The sequence below is a fragment of the Flavobacterium piscis genome, assembly GCF_001686925.1.
GTDB classification, from domain to species: domain Bacteria; phylum Bacteroidota; class Bacteroidia; order Flavobacteriales; family Flavobacteriaceae; genus Flavobacterium; species Flavobacterium piscis.
The window spans coordinates 251,987-273,463 of record NZ_LVEN01000046.1 but is presented as its reverse complement, the minus strand read 5'-3'; the positions used below and the strand labels follow the sequence as shown (position 1 = coordinate 273,463).

General features: G+C 36.2%; 16 protein-coding genes and 1 tRNA gene. 15 read left to right on the top strand and 2 right to left on the bottom strand.

Features of this window, described 5'->3' with window-relative positions; translation table 11 throughout:
• The first annotated feature begins 69 nt into the window (after nt 1-69).
• The 12 genes from FLP_RS22285 (at nt 70) to FLP_RS22230 (ending at nt 17,325) form a co-directional block, all read left to right on the top strand.
• Nucleotides 70-1,080 carry an arabinan endo-1,5-alpha-L-arabinosidase gene (locus tag FLP_RS22285; protein WP_083195929.1) on the top strand — a complete coding sequence of 337 codons (1,011 nt, stop codon included), beginning with the start codon at nt 70-72 and terminating at the stop codon, nt 1,078-1,080.
• Nucleotides 1,081-1,141: 61 nt separating this feature from the next.
• Entirely contained in the window at nt 1,142-2,689 is a 1,548-nt protein-coding gene (locus tag FLP_RS22280; protein WP_065451692.1) for an alpha-N-arabinofuranosidase, read from the top strand.
• Nucleotides 2,690-2,700: 11 nt separating this feature from the next.
• Nucleotides 2,701-4,326, top strand: coding sequence for an arabinan endo-1,5-alpha-L-arabinosidase (locus FLP_RS22275; protein WP_065451691.1), 1,626 nt, complete (start codon nt 2,701-2,703; stop codon nt 4,324-4,326).
• 298 nt (nt 4,327-4,624) lie between these two features.
• Nucleotides 4,625-5,602 carry a glycoside hydrolase family 43 protein gene (locus FLP_RS22270; RefSeq protein ID WP_065451690.1) on the top strand — a complete coding sequence of 326 codons (978 nt, stop codon included), beginning with the start codon at nt 4,625-4,627 and terminating at the stop codon, nt 5,600-5,602.
• A gap of 120 nt (nt 5,603-5,722) precedes the next feature.
• The gene (locus tag FLP_RS22265; protein WP_065451689.1) at nt 5,723-6,706 is read left to right on the top strand and encodes an arabinan endo-1,5-alpha-L-arabinosidase; all 984 of its coding nucleotides are present in this window, start codon (nt 5,723-5,725) and stop codon (nt 6,704-6,706) included.
• Nucleotides 6,707-6,718: 12 nt separating this feature from the next.
• Nucleotides 6,719-8,701 carry a glycoside hydrolase family 127 protein gene (locus FLP_RS22260; RefSeq protein WP_065451688.1) on the top strand — a complete coding sequence of 661 codons (1,983 nt, stop codon included), beginning with the start codon at nt 6,719-6,721 and terminating at the stop codon, nt 8,699-8,701.
• Nucleotides 8,702-9,058: 357 nt separating this feature from the next.
• Nucleotides 9,059-11,044: an alpha-L-arabinofuranosidase C-terminal domain-containing protein gene (locus tag FLP_RS22255; RefSeq protein WP_065451687.1), complete on the top strand. Its 1,986-nt coding sequence runs from the start codon at nt 9,059-9,061 to the stop codon at nt 11,042-11,044.
• A gap of 169 nt (nt 11,045-11,213) precedes the next feature.
• On the top strand, nt 11,214-12,905 hold the full coding sequence (locus FLP_RS22250) for a ribulokinase (RefSeq protein ID WP_065451686.1): 1,692 nt from the start codon (nt 11,214-11,216) through the stop codon (nt 12,903-12,905).
• Complete coding sequence (locus FLP_RS22245) at nt 12,889-13,590, top strand: L-ribulose-5-phosphate 4-epimerase (protein WP_065451685.1); 702 nt, start codon at nt 12,889-12,891, stop codon at nt 13,588-13,590. The genes FLP_RS22250 and FLP_RS22245 overlap by 17 nt, the downstream gene beginning before the upstream one ends.
• Nucleotides 13,591-13,749: 159 nt before the next feature.
• A complete protein-coding gene (gene araA / locus FLP_RS22240; protein ID WP_065451684.1) occupies nt 13,750-15,258 on the top strand; it encodes an L-arabinose isomerase in 1,509 nt (502 codons plus the stop codon).
• A gap of 140 nt (nt 15,259-15,398) precedes the next feature.
• Nucleotides 15,399-16,583, top strand: coding sequence for an aldose epimerase family protein (locus FLP_RS22235; protein WP_065451683.1), 1,185 nt, complete (start codon nt 15,399-15,401; stop codon nt 16,581-16,583).
• Nucleotides 16,584-16,851: 268 nt separating this feature from the next.
• Nucleotides 16,852-17,325, top strand: coding sequence for an OsmC family protein (locus FLP_RS22230; protein WP_065451682.1), 474 nt, complete (start codon nt 16,852-16,854; stop codon nt 17,323-17,325).
• An 82-nt stretch (nt 17,326-17,407) separates the two neighbouring features.
• Here FLP_RS22230 and FLP_RS22225 read toward each other — a convergent pair whose 3' ends face one another.
• Nucleotides 17,408-19,327, bottom strand: a complete 1,920-nt coding sequence (locus FLP_RS22225; protein ID WP_065451681.1) for a glycoside hydrolase family 97 protein — start codon at nt 19,325-19,327, stop codon at nt 17,408-17,410.
• Between the two features lie 168 nt (nt 19,328-19,495).
• Between FLP_RS22225 and FLP_RS22220 the strand changes: the two genes are divergently transcribed.
• Both FLP_RS22220 and FLP_RS22215 read left to right on the top strand, forming a co-directional pair.
• Nucleotides 19,496-19,765, top strand: coding sequence for a type II toxin-antitoxin system Phd/YefM family antitoxin (locus tag FLP_RS22220; protein ID WP_065451680.1), 270 nt, complete (start codon nt 19,496-19,498; stop codon nt 19,763-19,765).
• 3 nt (nt 19,766-19,768) lie between these two features.
• Nucleotides 19,769-20,062, top strand: coding sequence for a type II toxin-antitoxin system RelE/ParE family toxin (locus tag FLP_RS22215; protein ID WP_065451679.1), 294 nt, complete (start codon nt 19,769-19,771; stop codon nt 20,060-20,062).
• 47 nt (nt 20,063-20,109) lie between these two features.
• Here the strand turns inward: FLP_RS22215 and FLP_RS22210 are convergent.
• Nucleotides 20,110-20,189, bottom strand: a tRNA-Leu gene (locus FLP_RS22210).
• A 302-nt stretch (nt 20,190-20,491) separates the two neighbouring features.
• Here FLP_RS22210 and FLP_RS22205 point away from each other — a divergent pair.
• Nucleotides 20,492-21,433 carry a ribose-phosphate pyrophosphokinase gene (locus FLP_RS22205; RefSeq protein WP_065451678.1) on the top strand — a complete coding sequence of 314 codons (942 nt, stop codon included), beginning with the start codon at nt 20,492-20,494 and terminating at the stop codon, nt 21,431-21,433.
• The last annotated feature ends 44 nt before the right edge of the window (nt 21,434-21,477 follow it).

The window sequence follows — 21,477 nt, the reverse complement described above, 5'->3', positions numbered from 1 at the left end:
TATTATCTTAAAAACAAAAATTGAGATTGCAGAGATATAATAATTACACCTTAACTAAAATTATAACCAATGAAAACAATTACAAGTTTAGTTTTATTAGCAGTATTATTAGCAAGTTGCCAAAATGAAGATCTTATAAATTCTTCAAATGAGGATGCAGCAGCGGTTGTAGACACTCAGAATTCTCAAGTAAAAAATATAACAGCCAAAACCGTTACAGGAACAGTTCCGTCACACGATCCAAGTACCATTGTAAAAAGTGGCGTAAACTATTATGTATTTACAACAGGAGATAATATACCCATGACGTATTCAACAAATTTAGCAAGTTGGACTTGGGGAGCATCAGTATTTACTTCGACTCCAAATTGGATCACAGGATATGTACCCGGTTTTGTAAAAACATTTTGGGCACCAGATGTTGCCTGGTTCAATAACCGATGGAATATGTATTATTCATGCTCCACTTTTGGTGCTGCAACATCAGCGATAGGGTTGGTAACTGCTCCCGCAATAAGTGCTTCGGCAGGAACAACCTGGACAGATAGAGGTGTTGTGGTTTCATCCTCATCATCTTCAGATGTGAATGCAATTGATCCTTCAATTTTAGTAGACGGAAGCAATGTTTATATGGCGTATGGTTCCTGGCATGCCGGAATTGGAGTCATCCAGATTAATCCTTCAACAGGAAAAACGACAGGAAGCAAAACAATTGTTGCCGGCGGAAACAGTGCAAGTTGGGAAGCGCCTTGTTTAATAAAAGAAGGGAGTTATTACTATATGTTCGTAAACCGGGGTAGCTGCTGTAACGGCGTAAACAGTACGTACTATATTGTAGTAGGTCGCTCAACAAGTCCGTTTGGGCCATATGTTGATAAAAACGGAGTCAATTTAAAAAATGGCGGCGGAACAACAGTTTTAGCAACTCAAGGAAATTATATCGGGCCAGGTCATTTATCCAGAATTGTTGGAACTCAAAAAGGATCAGTTCATTATTATGATGGAGCGGACAGTGGAAATCCAAAACTCGAAATTGTATATTTTACATGGTCATCAGGATGGCCATCACTTTCTTATTAAAAATACTATTTAGAGGAAAGTTTCATCAAGCTTTCCTCTTTATAACTTATAAAAACACATTATGAAAAAAATACTTTTAAGCACATTTCTTTTTACCCTTTTCAGTCAGGTTAATTTTGCTCAAAATCAAACTACAGTTGTTACTATAAAAAACAATGCAGATGCACCTACAATCGACAAAAACATTTACGGGCATTTTGCAGAACATTTAGGACGCTCTATTTATGGAGGTTTTTTTGTGGGCGACACATCAAAAATTCCAAATACAAAAGGAGTTAGAAATGACATTGTTAAAGCTTTAAAAGAATTAAAAATTCCAAATTTAAGATGGCCAGGCGGATGTTTTGCTGATACGTACCACTGGAAAGACGGAATAGGACCACAACAAGAGAGACCAACTATTGTAAACAAATGGTGGGGTGGCGTGACTGAAGATAATAGTTTCGGGACACACGATTTCCTTAATATGTGCGAATTGCTGGGAGCAGAGCCTTATTTGTCAGGAAACGTTGGAAGCGGAACCGTTCAGGAATTGTCTGATTGGGTTCAATACACCAACTTCAGCGGCAAAAGTCCGATGAGTGATTTGCGTAAAAAAAACGGAAGAACAGAACCTTGGAAAGTAAAATTTTGGGGAATTGGAAATGAAGCCTGGGGTTGTGGAGGAAATATGACAGCAGAATATTATGCTAATGAATACCGCAAATACGCCACTTTCATGTCAGATTGGGAAAACACGGGCGGAATTACCAGAATTGCATCAGGATCAAACAGCGCCGATTATAACTGGACAGAAGTTTTAATGAAAAACATTCCGATCAATATGTTGGGCGGAGTAGGAGTACATCATTATGCCGTTATCGATTGGGCTAAAAAAGGCGATGGAGTAAATTTTACAGAAGACGGCTATTTCCATACCATGCAATCTGCTTTAAAAATGGAAGAATTGGTGACCAAACATGCTGCGATAATGGACAAATACGATCCGGAGAAAAAAGTAGCCATGATTGTAGACGAATGGGGAGCCTGGTACGAAGTAGAAAAAGGATCAAATCCTGGATTTTTATACCAGCAAAATACAATGAGAGATGCGGTTTTGGCCGGAGCAACTCTTAACATCTTCAACAATCATGCAGACAGGGTTCGTATGGCAAACTTAGCACAATGTGTAAACGTTTTGCAAGCGGTAATCCTTACTGATAAAGCAAAAATGATTACAACGCCAACGTACCATGTTATGAAATTGTACAGCGTTCATCAGGATGCTAAATTATTGCCAGTCAATTTTCAATCACCATTATACACGTTCAACGGAGAATCACTTCCGGCAGTTTCTGCATCGGCATCAAAAGACAAAAGCGGATTGGTTCATATTTCTTTAGTAAATGTAGATGCTAAGAATAAAAATAAAATAGAAATAGATGTGAATAATCTGGGCGTGAAAAATTTTACAGGAACTATTATAACATCAGCTAAGTTACAGGATTATAATTCATTCGATACTCCAAACAAAATTGTACCAACAGTTTTTAAAGGTTTCGAAAATAAAAAAGGAAAATTAGAAATCACAATTCCTCCTTTCTCAGTAGTAGTGTTAGAAGGAAAATAACAAGCTAAAAGATGAAAAAATCAAAATACATAATAAAAACAGCCTCGTATTTAGGGCTGCTTTTATTTGTTTTTGCTGCAGTGAGCTGTTCAAAAGATGATCCTGCAACAAATGAAAATCCTGATCCGCCTGTTGTGGTTGATCCGCCCGTAGTGACGCCGGCTTTTCCCGGGCCAACTTATGCTGATAATTACACCTCGTTATCAGGTTGGGGAAGCAGAGCACAATGGAACTTAGCCAACGTTCACGATCCATCTGTAGAAAAATCGGGTGATTACTATTATATGTACCAAACAGATGCTTCTTACGGGAATGCAACGGATGGTCACGGACATTTTTTTTACAGAAGATCGAAAGATTTAATCAACTGGGAATTTATGGGATCGTCAATGACCGAAGCCCCGGCCTGGGTAAAAGATTCGTTAAACAATAAAAGAGCAAGAATGTCTCCGGCATTGCCGCCCATTACAAATCCTAATTATGGATATTGGGCACCTTGCGTTCGAAAAGTAGGCAATATTTACAGAATGTATTACAGCATAGTAGTGACGAATCCTATTGTAGGGACAGACACGAACACTTCCTGGACAGAACGCGCTTTCATTGGCTTAGCCGAAACAACTGATTTAGCGTCTAACAATTGGGTAGATAAAGGAATGGTCGTTTGCTCTGAACCTGATGGCGTAAAAAGTTACGTTCGAAACGGAGGAAACGATTGGGATGCTTATTTTAAATTCAATGCGATCGATCCAAGTTTTATTCAGACTCCAGAAGGAGATCAGTATTTAATTTACGGTTCATGGCATTCCGGAATCGCAGCTTTAAAACTGAATCCGGCAACAGGAAAACCAGATAAATTAAAAACAATCGACGATTACGGAGTACGAATTGCAGGACGCGGTAATGTAAACTCTAATCGTTGGCAAGCACTCGAAGGACCAGAAATTATTTATAATCCGGATACTCAATATTATTATTTATTTCTGGCTTATGATGAATTATCAGTTGCTTACAATACACGTGTAGCACGTTCAAAAAATATCATGGGACCATATCAAACCATTAGCGGAACCAGTATTACATCCGGAGCCGATTGTTATCCAATGTTAACGCATCCATACTCTTTTAAAAATCATACAGGCTGGGTTGGAATTTCACATTGCGGAATTTTTCAAAACCCCGAAACCAAACAATGGTATTACGCATCACAAGCACGTTTGCCTGAAGGAGTTCCGGGAATTGCAGTTTCGAATGCCGTGATGATGGGACAAGTTCGTGGTATTCAATGGACAGAAGATGGCTGGCCGGTTGTAGAAGCAGAACGTTATGCTGGTGTACCGGCAACAACGATTTCTGATGCTAGTTTTATTGGAACATGGGAACAAATAACCATGAATTATCAATACAAAACCATTCAAAAATCAGTTACTGTTTACTTAACCGCAGATAAAAAAGTAAGCGGAGATGTTACAGGTGTCTGGTCGTATGATAGTGCAAAAAAAATCTTGACTGTAAACGGAGTAAAATGCAACGTAACCGATGCCTGGGATTGGGAATCAGCAACCAGAAAAGTAACCTTGAGTTACTCAGGTTTAACAGCAACGGGATTACCGGTTTGGGGTAAAAAGATAAATTAGGAAATTCCAATTTTTTTAAATTCCAAGTTCCAACAATAGCCCAGATTTCAAGAAAGTAGTTTAGGGCATTAAAAGCTCCAGCGGACCGTAATATTTATAGCGAATATAATAGGTTGTTTCGATTAGCTCCAGCGGAGCGATATATAAGTTTTTCTTAAGATTGCAAATATGTCACCCCGATGGGGTTTTACTAAAGAACAAAAAAACACTATAAATATGACGTCCCGTTGGGACTTATTTATCATGACTTAAAAAATAAAAATCTGCGTGAAAAAAAATAATGTGTAAATAAACCATAATGAAGAATATAATTACAAGCCTTTCACTTTTAGTTTTATTAGCTAACTGTCCAATAGTTCAGGCACAGTCTGGTAAAACTCAAATTGACCCCGCAAAATTCAATAACCCAATTATAAAAGATCAATATACAGGAGATCCTGCAGCATTGGTTTACAAGGATAAAGTGTATTTATATGCAGGTCATGACGAAGCACCTAAAGATTTTCATTTTTATAAAATGAACGAATGGGTAGTATATTCTTCTTCGGATATGAAAAAATGGGAATCACATCCGGTGCCCTTAAAAGCTAGTGATTTTACATGGGCGAAAGGTGACGCATGGGCGTCGCAGGTAATTGAAAGAAACGGAAAATTTTATTGGTATGTGACCGTCGAACATGGCTCAGTGCACGGCAAAGCTATTGGAATTGCAGTTTCTGAAAGTCCAACAGGACCTTTTAAAGATGCGCTTGGAAAAGCTTTGATTACAAACGACATGACCAAATTTACCGATATAAGCTGGGACGATATCGATCCTACAGTTTATATCGATACAGATGGACAAGCCTATTTATTTTGGGGAAATACAGCCTGTCATTATGCCAAATTAAAAGAAAATATGATCGAATTAGATGGCCCGATTCATCACATAAAAGAGTTGCCGCATTTTACAGAAGCCCCCTGGATTCACAAACATAAAGACTGGTATTATTTATCTTATGCGTATGAGTTTCCGGAGAAAATTGCCTACGCCATGAGTAAATCAATTACAGGTCCGTGGGAGTTCAAAGGAATTCTGAATGAAATCGCCGGAAATAGTAATACAAACCATCAGGCGATAATAGATTTTAAAGGACAGTCGTATTTTATATATCACAACGGAGCATCTATTCCAGACGGAGGAAGTTTCAGAAGATCTGTTTGTGTCGATAAATTGTATTACAACAAAGACGGAACGATGAAACGAGTGGTCATGACATCTGAGGGTATTCAGTAAATAGTTTACAGCCTCAGTCTCGGTTTTCAGTTTTAGCTTATATGATGTAGAAAGTCACAGTTTTCAGCAAAAGCTTAAATTATCTTATATCACTTATATGGTGAAAAAAAATATCCAATTATGAAGTTTTACAAAAACATAAAATATTCACTTTCTGTTCTTATGATGCTGATAGCTTCAGTTTCATTTGCGCAGGATATTGTAGTGCACGATCCGGTTGTCATCAAACAAAAAGACACTTATTATTTGTATTGTACAGGGAACGGAATCAGTGTTTTTAGTTCTAAAGATTTAAAAAAATGGGACAAACAGCCTCCCGTTTTTGCAGAAAAACCCGTTTGGGCAGATGGTGTTGCTGCTGATTTTAAAAATCATATCTGGGCACCGGATATTTCGTTTCATAACAATACGTATTATCTTTATTATTCCGTTTCGGCTTTCGCCAAAAATACTTCGGCAATTGGCGTTGCGACCAATACAACATTAGATCCAAAAGATAAAAAATACAAATGGGTCGATCAGGGAATCGTGATTCAATCACAACCCAATCGCGATATGTGGAATGCCATTGATCCGAATTTAATTTTTGACGAAAACAATACGCCATGGTTATCCTTTGGTTCTTTTTGGGAAGGATTGAAATTGGTGAAACTAAATCCCGATTTAAAATCGATTGCACAGCCTCAGGAATGGCACACGATTTCGAAGCGCAAAAGAACTTTTGAATTACCAGATTCAGATCCGGGAGACGGTGCATTAGAAGCTCCATTTATCTTCAAGAAAAACGGTTATTACTACCAATTTCTTTCCTGGGATTTATGCTGCCGCGGCGAAAAAAGCACTTATAAAGTTGTGGTTGGAAGAGCCAAAAATGTAACCGGACCTTATGTTGATAAAGACGGAAAATCATTAAATGAAGGCGGGGGCAGTTTAGTAGTGCAAGGCGACGAAAATTACTTTGGCGCAGGCCATAACAGCGCTTACACCTTTGATGGGAAAGATTACATTTTCTATCATGCTTACGAAAAGAAAACTAATGGAGTGCCGAGATTAATAGTTAAAGAAATGCTTTGGGATGCAGATTTATGGCCCGTTTTAAAATAGAATACAACAACAATGAAAAAATATAATTTTCCTATAATAACAATTTTCTTATCACTTTTAATTTTGATTTCTTGTAAAGAAAACAAAAACAATGTGGTGCAAAAAAGCGATAAAACTTCCGTCTTAAAAGCGGGTTACGAAATTGAGCCGGTCAATATTCAGAACGTAAAACTTACCGATTCTTTTTGGCTGCCCATTATCAAAAGAGTACAGGAAATTACGATAGCTTACGCGATTCAAAAATGCAATGAAGAAGGGCGTTTTGAAAACTTTTTAATTGCAGGAAAACAAAAAACAGGAAAAGTTCGCGGCGATATGCCTTTTGACGACACTGATGTGTATAAAATCATTGAAGGAGCCTCAAATACTTTGATCAGTGCTCCAAATCCCAAGCTGGAAAGGGTTCTGGATTCGATGATTGCCATTGTAAAAATAGGTCAGGAAGCAGACGGATACATTACAACCTGGAGAACGATAAATCCGGCAAAACCACCTGCAACCTGGGTTCCCGTGATCGAAGGAAAACGTTGGGAATCTTTGCAGATTAGTCATGAATTATATAATCCGGGACATTTAATAGAAGCCGCAATCGTGCATTATGAAGCAACCGGAAAAACCAATTTTCTAGAGATTGCCATAAAAGCAGCCGATATGCTGGTAAGAACTTTTGGAGATAATCCAGGTCAGGTAAAAGGAGTTCCGGGACATCAGATTGTAGAAACAGGATTACTAAAATTGTATCAAATTACAGGAAAGAAAGATTATTTGAAACTGGCCAAATATTATCTGGACAATCGCGGGAATCCAAATAATCACAAATTATACGGAGAATATGCACAGGATCATATACCAGTTACAGAGCAAAAAGAAGTAGTAGGACATGCTGTTCGTGCCGTTTATATGTATGCGGGAATGACCGATATTGTCGCACTGACAAAAGACAAAGCCTATGAAAATGCCGTAAATAATTTATGGGATAACATGGTCAATAAAAAAATGTACATCACCGGCGGGATAGGTTCGCGACATGACGGAGAAGCATTTGGAGATAATTATGAATTACCTAATTTAACCGCTTACAACGAAACCTGCGCTGCAATTGGCGATGTGTATTGGAACCACAGACTGCACAGTTTATACGGGAAATCTCAATATTTTGATGTTATCGAAAGAACCATGTACAACGGATTAATTTCGGGCATTTCGCTTGACGGAAAACAATTTTTTTATCCAAATGCCTTAGAAGCTGATGGCATTTACAAATCGAACAGAGGTTCGTGTACGCGTCAGGCTTGGTTTGATTGTTCCTGCTGTCCGACTAATTTGATTCGTTTTATCCCATCAATTCCCGGTTTAATTTATTCCAAAACAAAGAATGATTTATATGTGAATTTGTATGCTTCAAATGATGCTTCTTTTACATTAGGAAAAACCGATTTACAGATTGCACAGCAAACTTCTTATCCTTGGAACGGAAAAGTTGGAATTTCTGTAAATCCGAAAAAAGAGAGTAAATTCACAATTAAACTTAGAGTTCCGGGCTGGGCAAGAAATGAAGTTTTGCCAGGAGATTTATATACGTATAGAAAAGCTGCAACTCAAAAACCAACGATTACCGTAAACGGGGAAACATTGGCAATTCAGCCTGAAAATGGTTATTTCAACGTAACCAGAAATTGGAAAAAAGGAGATAAAATCGCTCTTAATTTCCCAATGGAAGTTCAGGAAGTTGAAACCAATTCAAAAGTTGCAACCAATAAAAGCAAAGTTTCTTTAGAATACGGTCCAATTGTTTACGCAGTTGAAGAAATTGATAACAAAAGCAATTTCGATAAAATCAATATAAGTTCTTCAGATACTTTCAAAGTAAAAAAAGAAGCTAATTTATTGCAGGGCGTAAATGTAATTGAGAATTCAAAATTCAAAGCCATTCCTTATTATTCGTGGTCGAATCGTGGCGTTGGAAAAATGAAAGTTTGGTTGGATTATAAATAGAATAAAGAACATAGAATATAGAATATAGAAAATAGAGGAAAGAAGAAAGAATCAAGAAAATGCCATAGATTAAAGGATTAAAAAGATTACAAAAAAATCTGCTCGATCTCCGAAATCTGCGTGAGAAAATTTAAACACATAGATACTATAGAATTAAAACTAATAAAAAAGAGTACAAAACAAATCTAGATTTGCACACATAGCTATGTTTTTTTAAATAAATGAAATGCCTTTTTAGCACCAAAAAACTATGTTTCTATGTGTTTTAAATTTAAGCCACAGTTAAATAAATAAAAATAAAAACCCGTTTTAACCCACGTCATCCGCGTGCTAAAAACACATTAAATATAATAAAAAATGAAGTCCAATTTAATTACCAAAATTACCCTTTGCGGTTTATTGCTGAACGGCCTTTTTGCTTCGGCACAAAAAAATAATCTTCAGGTTAATGTTGCCCAAACAGTAACCAAAATTCAGCCGACTATGTACGGAGTATTTTTCGAAGACATCAATTTTGCAGCCGATGGAGGTTTGTATGCTGAAATGATTAAAAACAGATCGTTCGAATTTCTTTTTCCAATGATGGGTTGGCAAGAACCCAACAGCGATCGTCATAAACTAAATCAGCAATCCGGAATTGCCACTGTAGTTCAGTATTCAAACCAAGGAACCAATCATAATTATTGCAGAGTTACTCTTAATGATGCAAGCGGTTATCAATTGATCAATGAAGGTTTTAGGGGAATGGGAATTAAGAAAGGCCTCAAATACAATCTGTCTTTAAAAGCTTCAAAATTATCAGGAAACATTACCAAGATCAAGTTTCAATTTATAGATAAGGACGATAAAGTTTTAGGCGAAACTTCGATTGTTCCAACATCAAAAGACTGGACAGATTATACCGCTCAATTAACGTCTACAGCAACAGAAGCTAAGGCAAAACTGAAAATTACTTTTGAAGGAAACGGAGTTATCGATTTGGATAATATTTCGTTGTTTCCAGAAGATACCTGGAAAGGAAGAAAAAATGGGATGCGTAGTGATTTAGTACAATTATTATACGATTTGAAACCAGGATTTTTACGTTTTCCAGGCGGCTGTATTGTAGAAGGAAGAACTTTGGCAGAACGTTACCAATGGAAAAAATCAGTTGGAAAAGTGGAAGACAGAGAAACTGCCGTAAACCGTTGGAACATGGAATTTGCACATCGTCCTGCTCCAGACTATTTTCAGAGTTTTGGTTTAGGATTCTTTGAATATTTCCAACTTTCAGAAGATATTGGAGCTTCTCCGCTTCCTATTTTAAGCTGTGGAATGGCGTGTCAATTCAACACCGGAGAATTGGTTCCAATGGATCAAATCGATCCTTATGTACAAGATGCTTTAGATTTAATTGAATTTGCAAACGGCGATCAAACGACAGCTTGGGGAAAAGTGAGAGCCGATATGGGACATCCAAAACCATTCAATTTAAAATTCATTGGAGTTGGAAACGAGCAATGGGGACCAGATTATATTGAACGTTTTAAAGTTTTCGAAAAAGCTATCAAAGCTAAATATCCAAATATTACAATTGTTTCAGGAACCGGACCATTTCCTGACGGAGATTATTTTGATTATGGTATGAAAGAACTTAAAAAACTAAACGCAGAAATTGTAGACGAGCATTACTATAAAAACCCGGAATGGTTTAGAAAAAATGCAACCCGTTACGATAATTACGACCGTAAAGGACCAAAGATTTTTGCCGGAGAATATGCAGCACAAAGTGTAGCAATTGCAAGTCCTGATAATAAAAACAATTGGGAATGTGCTTTTTCTGAAGCGGCTTTCATGACCGGAATGGAGCGTAATGCTGAGGTTGTTCACCTGACTTCTTACGCACCTTTATTGGCGCATGTTGAAGGCTGGCAATGGACGCCGGATATGATTTGGTTCAACAATTTACAATCGTATGGAACGCCAAATTATTATGTGCAAAAGTTATTTTCAAACAATAAAGGAACCGATTTAATCAACATTACAAAAGACGGAAAAGCTGTTACAGGTCAAAACGATTTGTTTGCATCTGCAGTAAAAGATGTGAATTCTAAAGAAGTAATTCTGAAAATTGTGAACACTTCTGCAGCATCTCAAAATGTTTCCGTTGATTTAAAAGGCGCCAAATTAGATTCAAAAGGAACGGCGATTACTTTGAACGGAGACGGATTAAATGATGAAAATTCATTTGCTGCTCCAACTAAAATTAGTCCAAAAGAAAGTCAGTTTAAAGTAAATGGAAACAAAGTTCAATATGATTTTCCAGCGTACTCTGTGACTGTTTTGAAAATTAAGATGAAATAATCGCAACATATTAAATGTAAAACCGACATTTATTTTTTGTTTGTGGTTGAAAACATTGCTTTGGTGCATTTTTTGTAAAAATTAAAGACGTTAATTTTATTAAGTGTTTTTTGTACACTTATGAATTATTTATAATTATATTTGTCAATATTTTAAAATTAAAATTAGAATGAAAAATTACGTAATAGGATTGGACTACGGAACAGATTCTGTTCGAGCGGTGCTTATTGACACAGAAAATGGGCAGGAGCTGGCATCGAATGTTTCTCATTACAAAAGATGGAAAAACAAACAATATTGTGACGCATCTATAAATCAGTTTCGTCAGCATCCTTTGGATCATATAGAAGGATTGGAAATTACAATTCAAACCGTTATAAAAGAAAGTAAAGTAGATCCTTCATTAATAAAAGGGATTTGTATTGATACAACTGGTTCTTCTCCAGTACCGGTTACAAAAGAGGGAATTCCTTTGGCTTTGACAAAAGGTTTTGAGGAAAATCCGAATGCGATGATGGTATTGTGGAAAGATCATACTTCGATTAACGAAGCAAACGAAATCAACGAATTGGCAGTAAGCTGGGGCGGAGAAAACGTAACAAAATATGTAGGTGGAATTTATTCATCAGAATGGTTTTGGGCTAAAATTCTGCACATTGCAAGAGAAGATGAAGCCGTTCGAAATGCAGCGCATACCTGGATGGAGCACTGCGATCTAATGACGTATTTGTTAATTGAAGATAAAGATTTAAAAACTTTTAAAAGAAGCCGTTGCGCAGCGGGTCACAAAGCAATGTGGCATGCAGACTGGAACGGACTTCCGCCAGTTGAATTCTTAGAAAAATTACATCCGTATTTAGCACAACTTCGCGGAAATCTATATGATGAAACCTATACATCTGATTTAGTTGCCGGAAATTTAAGCAAAGAATGGGCAGACCGTTTAGGACTTTCAACAGACACAGTTATTGCTGTTGGAACATTCGATGCGCACTCTGGAGCTGTTGGAGCAAAAATTGGAGAAAACACTTTGGTTCGCGTTATGGGAACTTCAACCTGTGATATTTTGGTTGGTTCTTATGATGAAGTGGGAACAAAAACGGTTCGCGGAATCTGCGGACAAGTGGATGGATCTGTGATTCCGGGCTTTATTGGTTTAGAAGCTGGACAATCTGCTTTTGGAGATTTGTTGGCCTGGTACAAAGAATTATTAATGTGGCCAACAGAACATTTATTGACTGCTTCAACAGTTTTAAATGACGCTCAAAAAGAACAATTAAGAGAAGAATTCAGCGATAAATTAATTGTTGAATTAACGAAAGAAGCAGAGAAAATTCCAGTTTCTGAAAGTCTTCCAATTGCTTTGGACTGGATCAACGGAAGAAGAACTCCAGACGCCAATCAGGAGTTAAAAAGCGCGATTTCGAATTTATCTTTAGGAACAAAAGCACCACATATTTTTAAATCTTTAGTAAACGCCATTTGTTTTGGAGCGAAGAAAATTGTAGATCGTTTTGAAGAAGAAGGAGTAAAAATTGACAGCGTTATCGGAATCGGTGGTGTTGCCAGAAAATCACCTTTCATCATGCAGACTTTGGCTAACGTTTTAAACAAGCCAATCAAAATTGCAGCTTCAGATCAGACTCCGGCTTTAGGAGCAGCGATTTATGCAGCGGTTGCAGCCGGAATTTATCCGAATGTAATCGAAGCAAGCCAAAAAATAGGAAGCGATTTTGACGGAGAATATTCCCCTCAATTAGACAAAGTAGCAGCGTATAATAAACTGTTAATCGCTTACGATCAGTTAAGTGCTTTTGAAGATCCAACTATTAAATTATCTCAACATGAGTTCTCTTTATAAAGATTTAAAACAAGAATGCTACGAAGCCAACATGCAGTTAAATGCATTGAATTTGGTAGTATACACTTTTGGAAATGTTAGTGCGGTGGACAGAAAAAATGGTGTTTTTGCTATTAAACCAAGCGGCGTTCCATACGAAGATTTAAAACCGGAAGATATTGTTATTGTAGATTTTGATAACAATATTATTGAAGGAACCATGCGTCCGTCATCGGATACAAAAACACATGCCTACTTATATAAAAACTGGCCAAATATTGGTGGTGTTGCGCATACACACGCGACTTATTCGGTTGCCTGGGCACAGTCGCAACAGGATATTCCAATTTTCGGAACAACACACGCAGACCATTTAACTGCTGATATTCCTTGCGCGCCTCCAATGGCAGATTCGCTTATAGAAGGAAACTACGAACACAATACCGGAATTCAGATTTTGGATTGCTTCAAAGAAAAAAATCTTTCTTACGAAGAAGTAGAAATGATTCTGATTGGAAATCATGGTCCATTCGCCTGGGGAAAAAATGCAGCAAAAGCAGTGTATAACAGCAAGGTTTTAGAAGTCGTAGCTGAAATGGCCTATTTAACTTTACAAATAAACCCGAACGCACCAAGATTAAAAGATTCCCTAATAAAGAAACATTACAACCGCAAGCACGGAAAAGATTCGTATTACGGACAGTAGAAAGTTTTGTTTCAGGTTTTCTTTGTTTCAAGTTTCAAGTTGTTGGAACGTGAAACAAAGAAAACCTGAAACAAACAAAAACAAAACTAAAAATTAACAATTCAAGATTTTCAGATTCCAACAAACTTGAAACCTGAAACTTGAAACAAAATAAACAAAATGATAAATATCTCTCAAAAAGAAGTATGGTTTGTAGTAGGAAGCCAGGAATTATACGGTGAAGAAACTTTAAGAAAAGTAGCGGAACATTCTCAAATAATTGCAAAAGGATTAGATGGAGCGTCTACTATTCCAGTAAAAGTGGTTTATAAAGATGTGGTAAAATCACCTTCACAAATTTTAGATGTATGTTTAGCGGCTAACTCTGCTAAAAACTGTATCGGAATTATTGCCTGGATGCACACTTTCTCGCCAGCAAAAATGTGGATCGGCGGATTAAGTATTCTGAAAAAGCCATTATGTCATTTACATACACAATACAATGCTGAAATTCCGTGGGGAACTATCGACATGGATTTCATGAACTTAAATCAATCTGCTCACGGAGATCGTGAGTTTGGTTTTATCATGTCAAGAATGCGTAAAAAACGCAAAGTTGTTGTTGGACATTGGGAAGACGAAAGAGTTCAGAAAAAATTAGGTATCTGGACAAGAGTAGCTTTAGGATGGGACGAACTTCAAAACTTAAAAGTAGCCCGTATTGGAGACAATATGCGTGAAGTTGCCGTTACAGAAGGAGATAAAGTAGAAGCTCAAATTCGTTTCGGAATGTCAGTTAATGGTTTTGATTCTTCAGATGTTACCAAATATATTGAGAAAGTTACAGACAAAGAATTAAATGATTTATTGGCTGTTTACGAACAATCTTATACTTTGACCGATGCTTTAAAAGAAGGCGGAGCGCAAAGAAGTTCATTAGCGGAAGCGGCAAAAATTGAATTAGGTTTAAGAGCTTTCCTTGAAGAAGGAGGTTTTGGCGCTTTTACAGATACGTTTGAAAATCTTGGTGTTTGGAAACAATTACCAGGAATTGCAACACAAAGATTAATGGCCGACGGTTACGGTTTTGGTGGAGAAGGAGACTGGAAAACAGCTGCAATGGTTCGTGCATTGAAAGTTATGAATGTGGGTCTTGAAGGAGGAACTTCTTTCATGGAAGATTACACGTACCACTTTACACCTCAAAAATCATATGTTTTAGGATCACATATGTTGGAAATTTGCCCATCAATTGCTGACGGAAAACCTTCTTGCGAAGTGCATCCTTTAGGAATTGGCGGAAAAGAAGATCCTGCCCGTTTGGTGTTTAATTCGCCAGCCGGAGATGCAATCAATGTTTCTTTGGTAGATATGGGAACCCGTTTCCGTTTGATCGTGAACGAAGTTACAGCGATTAAACCAATGGCTGAATTACCAAAATTACCGGTTGCAAGAGTTTTATGGGATTGTAAACCAAACCTTGATATTGCTGCAACAGCCTGGATTTTAGCTGGAGGAGCGCATCACACTGTTTACAGCCAGTCGTTAACGACAGAATACATGGAAGATTTTGCTGATATCGCCGGAATCGAATTATTAGTAATTGATGAAAGAACTACCGTAAGAGACTTTAAAGATAAGATCAATGCAAACGAAGCTTATTATCATTTGTTTCAACACGGCCTTTAAGGCAGTAAAAATGTAATTTGTAAGATGTAAAATGTGAAAAAACTTAAAAAGGTGATTTTTACATTTATAAAATGATTAAATTTCACATCTAACATTTTAGTTCTAACATTTAACCTTTACAAACCAAAAAAATATCAATTATGAATGTATTAAAACGTTGTATTTTTGGAATAAGCCTAATGAGTTTGGCCGCAGTTTCAGTTCAATGCAAAAGCGATAAAAAAATGGATGCTACCACAGTTTCGTCAGACGAAAAAGCTACAGTTACAATCGAAAAATCTTCTTACGGAAAAACTGCAAAAGGAGAACAGGTCGATAGTTATAAACTGAAAAACCAAAATGGGATGGAAGTTGATATCATCACTTTTGGAGGAAGAATTACAGATTTGAAAGTACCTAATAAAGAGGGTGTTTCTGAAAATGTAGTTATCGGATTTGATAATTTGGCACAATACGAAAAAGAAAATCCATTTTTTGGAGCTTTGATCGGAAGATACGGAAACCGAATCGCTAAAGGAAAATTTACTTTAGACGAAAAAGAATATAAATTGGCAGTCAACAATGCTCCAAATGCTTTGCACGGCGGACCGCAAGGATATTTTAATGTGGTTTGGAAAGCGGATGAAGTAAAATCTGGAGATTCAGCAACTTTGAAATTATCTTACTTAAGTAAAGATATGGAAGAAGGATATCCTGGAAATCTTAAAGTTTTTGTGACTTATACATTGACCAATGATAATCAATTAGAAGTTTTATACGAAGCGACTACAGATAAGAAAACGATAGTAAACTTAACACAACATTCTTATTTCAATTTATCCGGAGATTTCACAAAAACAATCTTAGATCACGAATTGACTTTAAATGCTGATAAATTGGTTCCGGTTGATGCGACTTTAATTCCAACAGGAAAATTAGATGACGTTGCTAATACACCGTTCGATTTCAGAACACCAAAATTAATTGAAAAAGACATCGACGCTAAAAACGAACAATTAGAAAGAGGAAAAGGGTATGATCACTGCTGGGTATTGAACAATCCTGAAAAAGGAAAAACAGTTATTGCAAAAGTATATCATGCAGCAAGCGGAAGAGTTTTAGAAGTAACAACAGATGAACCTGGAATTCAGTTTTACTCTGGAAATTTCCTTGACGGAACCTTGCCAAATCCTAAAGGCGGAACATACGCACACAGAACAGGTTTATGTTTAGAAACAGAACATTATCCTGATTCTCCAAATCAAAAAAACTTCCCAACAACGGTTTTAAACCCGGGAGAAAATTATAAAACTAAAACTACTTTTAAATTCTCTGTAAAAAAATAGTTTTGGAATTATGTTAATTAGTTAGTAATTCTCTAAGAAACCTCGAAAGTAATCCTTTCGAGGTTTTTTTTGATTAAAGGTTGCCACGAATTTCACTAATTAGCGCGAATTTATTTAGATTAAATTCAAGCATTAGTTAGTGGAAATTAGTGAAATTCGTGGCAAAAAAAACTTTGTATCTCTGCTCCCGATAGCTATCGGGATTTCGCGATTAATTCATTTGCAACTCTTTAAAAAGCTTAATTTTGCAAGGTAAAACGAAAACAAAATGAAACATCATTTTAAAGCAGAAGTAAAATGGACTTTAAACCAAATTCAGGAAGATTCAACAAAAAGATTTTACAGTAAAAGTCATAAAATCAAAATCGAAGGCAAACCTGTCTTAAATGTTTCAGCAGCGAAAGCTTTCAAAGGTGATCCGGAATTATACAATCCTGAAGATTTGTTGTTGAGCAGCTTAGTTTCCTGTCACATGATGTCCTATTTATATGTATGTTCTCAAAACGGAATAGAAGTTTTAGAATATTCAGATAATGCCGAAGCAACGCTCGAAGTTGCTGCAGATGGAAGCGGACGTTTTACAGAAGTCATACTAAATCCGAAAGTAAAAATTTCTAATTCGGATAAAATTGAGTTAGCAAATGAGCTTCATACAAAAGCCAATCAGCTTTGTTTCATCGCCAACTCTTGCAATTTTCCTGTTTTGCATAATGCGAGTTGTGAAGTTTCTACAATAGATTAAATTCCAAATAAAAAAATCCAAATTCCAATAGACCGCGAACAGTATTGGAATTTGGAATTTAAAAAATATTAGAATTTAAAATTTATATTTTAACTACAAATCCACCATTAGGTTTCATTTTTACAGTTAATTTTTGGCTTTTTGAAATCGATTCTTGTTTAAAACCCTTTTCATCTTCGAGAATAATAAATCCTTTTTGATTTTTTACAAAAGACAAATCAAGCTCAATTTCGTTAGGCGTATTTTCTCCATTAATTCCAACAATATGCCAGATGTTGTTGCTTTTTCTTGCCATTACGATATATTTTCCCGGGAAACCGGCAATGAATTTTGAGTCATCCCAATTGGTCGGAATATCTTTTAAATAATCCACAACATAAGCTGGCATTTTCGCCATTCCTTCCGGAATTTCGGCAATATGCTGAATCCCTGACAAGAATAAAACAGGTAAAGCCAATTCGAAAGCCGGAGTTGTTTTTCTATCAATATTCGGAATTTTATCTAGAGCCATAGGAGTGAAATCCATTGGGTCAAAAGCATTTCTGGAAAAAGGCAACATGGCACAATGGCTAGGTTCCAGATTGGCAATATTTTGATCGAAAGTAATATATTCATATCCTTTTACAGCTTCGGTAGTTAGTAAATTAGGATACGTACGTTGCCATCCACGAGGTAAAGTGGCACCGTGAAGATTGATCATCAATTTATAGTCGGCAGCATCTTTTAGCATATCATGATAATACGCAATCATCGATTGTCCGTCGCCTCCAAAGAAATCAACCTTGATTCCGGCAATGCCTAAATCATTCATTCTTTTAAATTCAATAGCTCTCGTTTCCGGTGTTAATAATTTATTCTTCGGATGATATTCAGTACCATTCCAGGATCCGGATGAATTGTACCAAACCAATAATTTTACGCTTTTGGTTTTGGCAAAAGCCACTAATTCCTTCATTTTTTCATCACCAATTTTTGTATCCCAATCCGCATCAATTAAACAGTATGGCCAATTCATTTTAGAGGCGTATTCAATAAACTGATGGGTTGTTTCATAATTTACAGAATCATCTTTTAATAAAACCCAGCTCCATGACGAAAGTCCGCTTTTAATAAAAGAAGTATCCATTTTTATGGCAGGATCGGCAAGATCAGTTCCTAAAGTACTTTCGGTAATTGTATTCAAAGAACCAATTGTAATAATACGCCAAGGTGTAATCCATGGCAATTGAGATTCAGGATTCAAAGCGCCATTCGGGAAAATTTCTTCCTTTTGAGGAAAAGTAACCTGCATTGCTTTTGTGTTTTCATTGTACACCAATCGGGTTCCGCAATATTTGTTGTGCAAACCGGTTTCAGAAATCAAAACCCAGTTATTATTGGTTTCAAAAAGTGCCGGATAAACCCAACCCTCGCCAAATGCAGGTTTTGTATTCAAAGGAACGCCCATTGCATAATGTTCTTCATAAGCCGGATTCGTTTCTTTCCATCCCGTTTTAGCTTTCGACATGGGTTGTAACCAGGCTTTCGCCGAAGTGTCAAAATTATAAGCCGTTTTTTCTTCAACGATTCTTTTTAGTTCTTTTGATGTTGAAGGAAAGTTATATCGAAGCGCCACTCCATCTTTCGAAAGCTGAAAAATGATTTCCATAGCTTCACCTTTAGAATTCTGAAGACTCACAATATATTGATTAGCAGCGTATGAAATATCTTTTCGTTTTCCCTGAAGCATCGAGTAGTGGTCAGTTACTTTTTTGGCATTAGAAATTTTAATTAACTTTAAATCAGAGTAGAAATTGCCGTCTTCGCGTAAAATTCCCAATTCAGAAGTATTAAGTATAACTTTATCGTGATATAATATAGTATAAGTTGGTGTGTTTTTCGCATTCATTTCGAAGCCTACTTTTATAGTCTTCTCAGAATTTGTAAAAAATGAATTTGGTTTTTTTTGAGCAAACGAATTGAGAAAAATCCCAAAAAAGATTAGTAATAATAGCTTTTTCATGGTTAAGTGTTAGTTGTACACTTACAAACATAGCAAAATTATTTTAATATAAACTGCTTGTTGCGAATTATTTAATGGGCTGGAAATGGCAAAGTTGAGTTTAAAAAAGATTCTTCTAATCAGATTTAATTCTGTACATAAAAGCGTACATTTGTAAAAATATTAATTATGAAAACAGTTAGCGTTACAGAATTTAGAGGTAATATTAAAAAATATCTTGACATTGCTGAAAATGAAAAATTAGTAATACATAGAGGTAAAGGAAGTTCTTTTGTTATTGTTCCTTTGCATGAAAAAGATGATGAATCTCTGTTGAGTAATGCTCAGAAAGCATCCATAGATGAAGCCTTAGAAGATATTACACATGGAAGAATTCATTCTCATGAAGATGTCATGGATGAAACTAAAAAACGTTTTCCTCATTTATTCAATCGATAATTCATGGTGCAAATAATTTGGACCACGATTGCTAAGAATGATTATTGGAATAATATCGAATATCTGGAAAGTGAATGGACTTTGAAAGATGTCTATAACTTTATGGATAAAACGGATGACTTAATTGAATTGTTAACAAAACAAAATTTGATATTTAAGCCTGCAAAATACAAAGACGTGTATCACGTTCCAGTAACAAAACAGATTACACTGTATTATAGGGTATTGGAAAACGAAAAAATTGAGCTTTTAAGATTTTGGAATACTTATCAAAATCCTAAAAAACTAAAATTATAAAATTGCATAAAACCAAAAAAAAGCCTCTTCGAAAGAAGAGGCTTTTGTACCCGGAGCCGGAGTCGAACCGGCACGGTTTCCCACAGGTGTTTGAGACCAGCGCGTCTACCAATTCCGCCATCCGGGCTTAGCAGACGAAAAAAAAGTGAAATAAATCCAACTCTTTTAACGCAATAGAATAAGTAATTATGTTGTCATAACTGTGCTTATTCCTTTAACACGGTGCAAATGTAAAAAATAAAATTAAATGATCTACTAAAAATACTTAAATTTTTCCTTTCAGTGTCCAATAAATTTTCTAAATTTGCACCTCGTTAAAACGAAGCACACACAACTAACTACACCCGAGGCATTTATACAGGTTCGGCTTTACGAAAATAATAAAGCCAAATTGTGCAGAGCGCAGCGGAGCAAAAACAACAAATTATAATGTCGCACCTAGAACCAGAAGCTAAAATTTTTGCTTGTTCACAAAGTGTTTATCTTGCAGAAAAAATTGCAGAACAATACGGAATTCCGTTAGGAAAAGTAACGATGTCAACGTATAGCGATGGAGAATTTCAGCCATCATACGAAGAGTCAATAAGAGGATTACGCGTTTTTATCGTGTGCTCAACATTTCCAACTGCTGATAATTTGATGGAATTGTTGCTAATGATCGATGCAGCAAAACGTGCATCAGCAAGACACATTACAGCTGTTATGCCTTATTTTGGTTGGGCAAGACAAGATAGAAAAGATAAACCAAGAGTTCCGATTGGAGCAAAATTAGTAGCTAATTTATTAGATGCTGCCGGAGCGACAAGAGTAATGACAATGGATTTGCACGCAGATCAAATTCAGGGGTTTTTCGAAAAACCGGTAGATCATTTATTTGCATCAACCATCTTTTTACCATACGTAAAAAGTTTAAATTTAGACAATTTAACCATTGCATCTCCGGATATGGGAGGTTCAAAAAGAGCATATGCTTACTCTAAGTTTCTGGAATCAGATGTAGTAATCTGTTACAAACAAAGAAAAGCAGCCAACGTTATCGACACTATGGAGCTAATTGGTGAAGTAAAAGGACGTAACGTAATATTAGTAGACGACATGATCGATACTGGTGGAACATTAGCGAAAGCAGCAGATTTAATGATCGAAAAAGGAGCATTAAGTGTTAGAGCAATTTGTACACACGCCATTTTATCAGGTGACGCATACGAAAAAATCGAAAACTCAAAATTAAGCGAGTTAATAGTTACCGATTCTATTCCGTTAAAGAAAGAATCAAAGAAAATAAGAGTAGTGAGTTGTGCGCCTCTTTTTGCTGAAGTTATGCACATGGTGCACCACAACAATTCCATCAGTGGAAAATTTATAATGTAAAACCGCCTCGAAAGAAGCACCTACATTATATATAAAGTAGAATA

Excerpts from the sequence above, each read along its gene's own strand:
- FLP_RS22285 (WP_083195929.1), top strand. The coding sequence starts at position 70 with ATGAAAACAATTACAAGTTTAGTTTTATTAGCAGTATTATTAGCAAGT.
- FLP_RS22280 (WP_065451692.1), top strand. The coding sequence starts at position 1,142 with ATGAAAAAAATACTTTTAAGCACATTTCTTTTTACCCTTTTCAGTCAG.
- FLP_RS22275 (WP_065451691.1), top strand. The coding sequence starts at position 2,701 with ATGAAAAAATCAAAATACATAATAAAAACAGCCTCGTATTTAGGGCTG.
- FLP_RS22270 (WP_065451690.1), top strand. The coding sequence starts at position 4,625 with ATGAAGAATATAATTACAAGCCTTTCACTTTTAGTTTTATTAGCTAAC.
- FLP_RS22265 (WP_065451689.1), top strand. The coding sequence starts at position 5,723 with ATGAAGTTTTACAAAAACATAAAATATTCACTTTCTGTTCTTATGATG.
- FLP_RS22260 (WP_065451688.1), top strand. The coding sequence starts at position 6,719 with ATGAAAAAATATAATTTTCCTATAATAACAATTTTCTTATCACTTTTA.
- FLP_RS22255 (WP_065451687.1), top strand. The coding sequence starts at position 9,059 with ATGAAGTCCAATTTAATTACCAAAATTACCCTTTGCGGTTTATTGCTG.
- FLP_RS22250 (WP_065451686.1), top strand. The coding sequence starts at position 11,214 with ATGAAAAATTACGTAATAGGATTGGACTACGGAACAGATTCTGTTCGA.
- FLP_RS22245 (WP_065451685.1), top strand. The coding sequence starts at position 12,889 with ATGAGTTCTCTTTATAAAGATTTAAAACAAGAATGCTACGAAGCCAAC.
- araA (WP_065451684.1), top strand. The coding sequence starts at position 13,750 with ATGATAAATATCTCTCAAAAAGAAGTATGGTTTGTAGTAGGAAGCCAG.
- FLP_RS22235 (WP_065451683.1), top strand. The coding sequence starts at position 15,399 with ATGAATGTATTAAAACGTTGTATTTTTGGAATAAGCCTAATGAGTTTG.
- FLP_RS22230 (WP_065451682.1), top strand. The coding sequence starts at position 16,852 with ATGAAACATCATTTTAAAGCAGAAGTAAAATGGACTTTAAACCAAATT.
- FLP_RS22225 (WP_065451681.1), bottom strand. The coding sequence starts at position 19,327 with ATGAAAAAGCTATTATTACTAATCTTTTTTGGGATTTTTCTCAATTCG.
- FLP_RS22220 (WP_065451680.1), top strand. The coding sequence starts at position 19,496 with ATGAAAACAGTTAGCGTTACAGAATTTAGAGGTAATATTAAAAAATAT.
- FLP_RS22215 (WP_065451679.1), top strand. The coding sequence starts at position 19,769 with ATGGTGCAAATAATTTGGACCACGATTGCTAAGAATGATTATTGGAAT.
- FLP_RS22205 (WP_065451678.1), top strand. The coding sequence starts at position 20,492 with ATGTCGCACCTAGAACCAGAAGCTAAAATTTTTGCTTGTTCACAAAGT.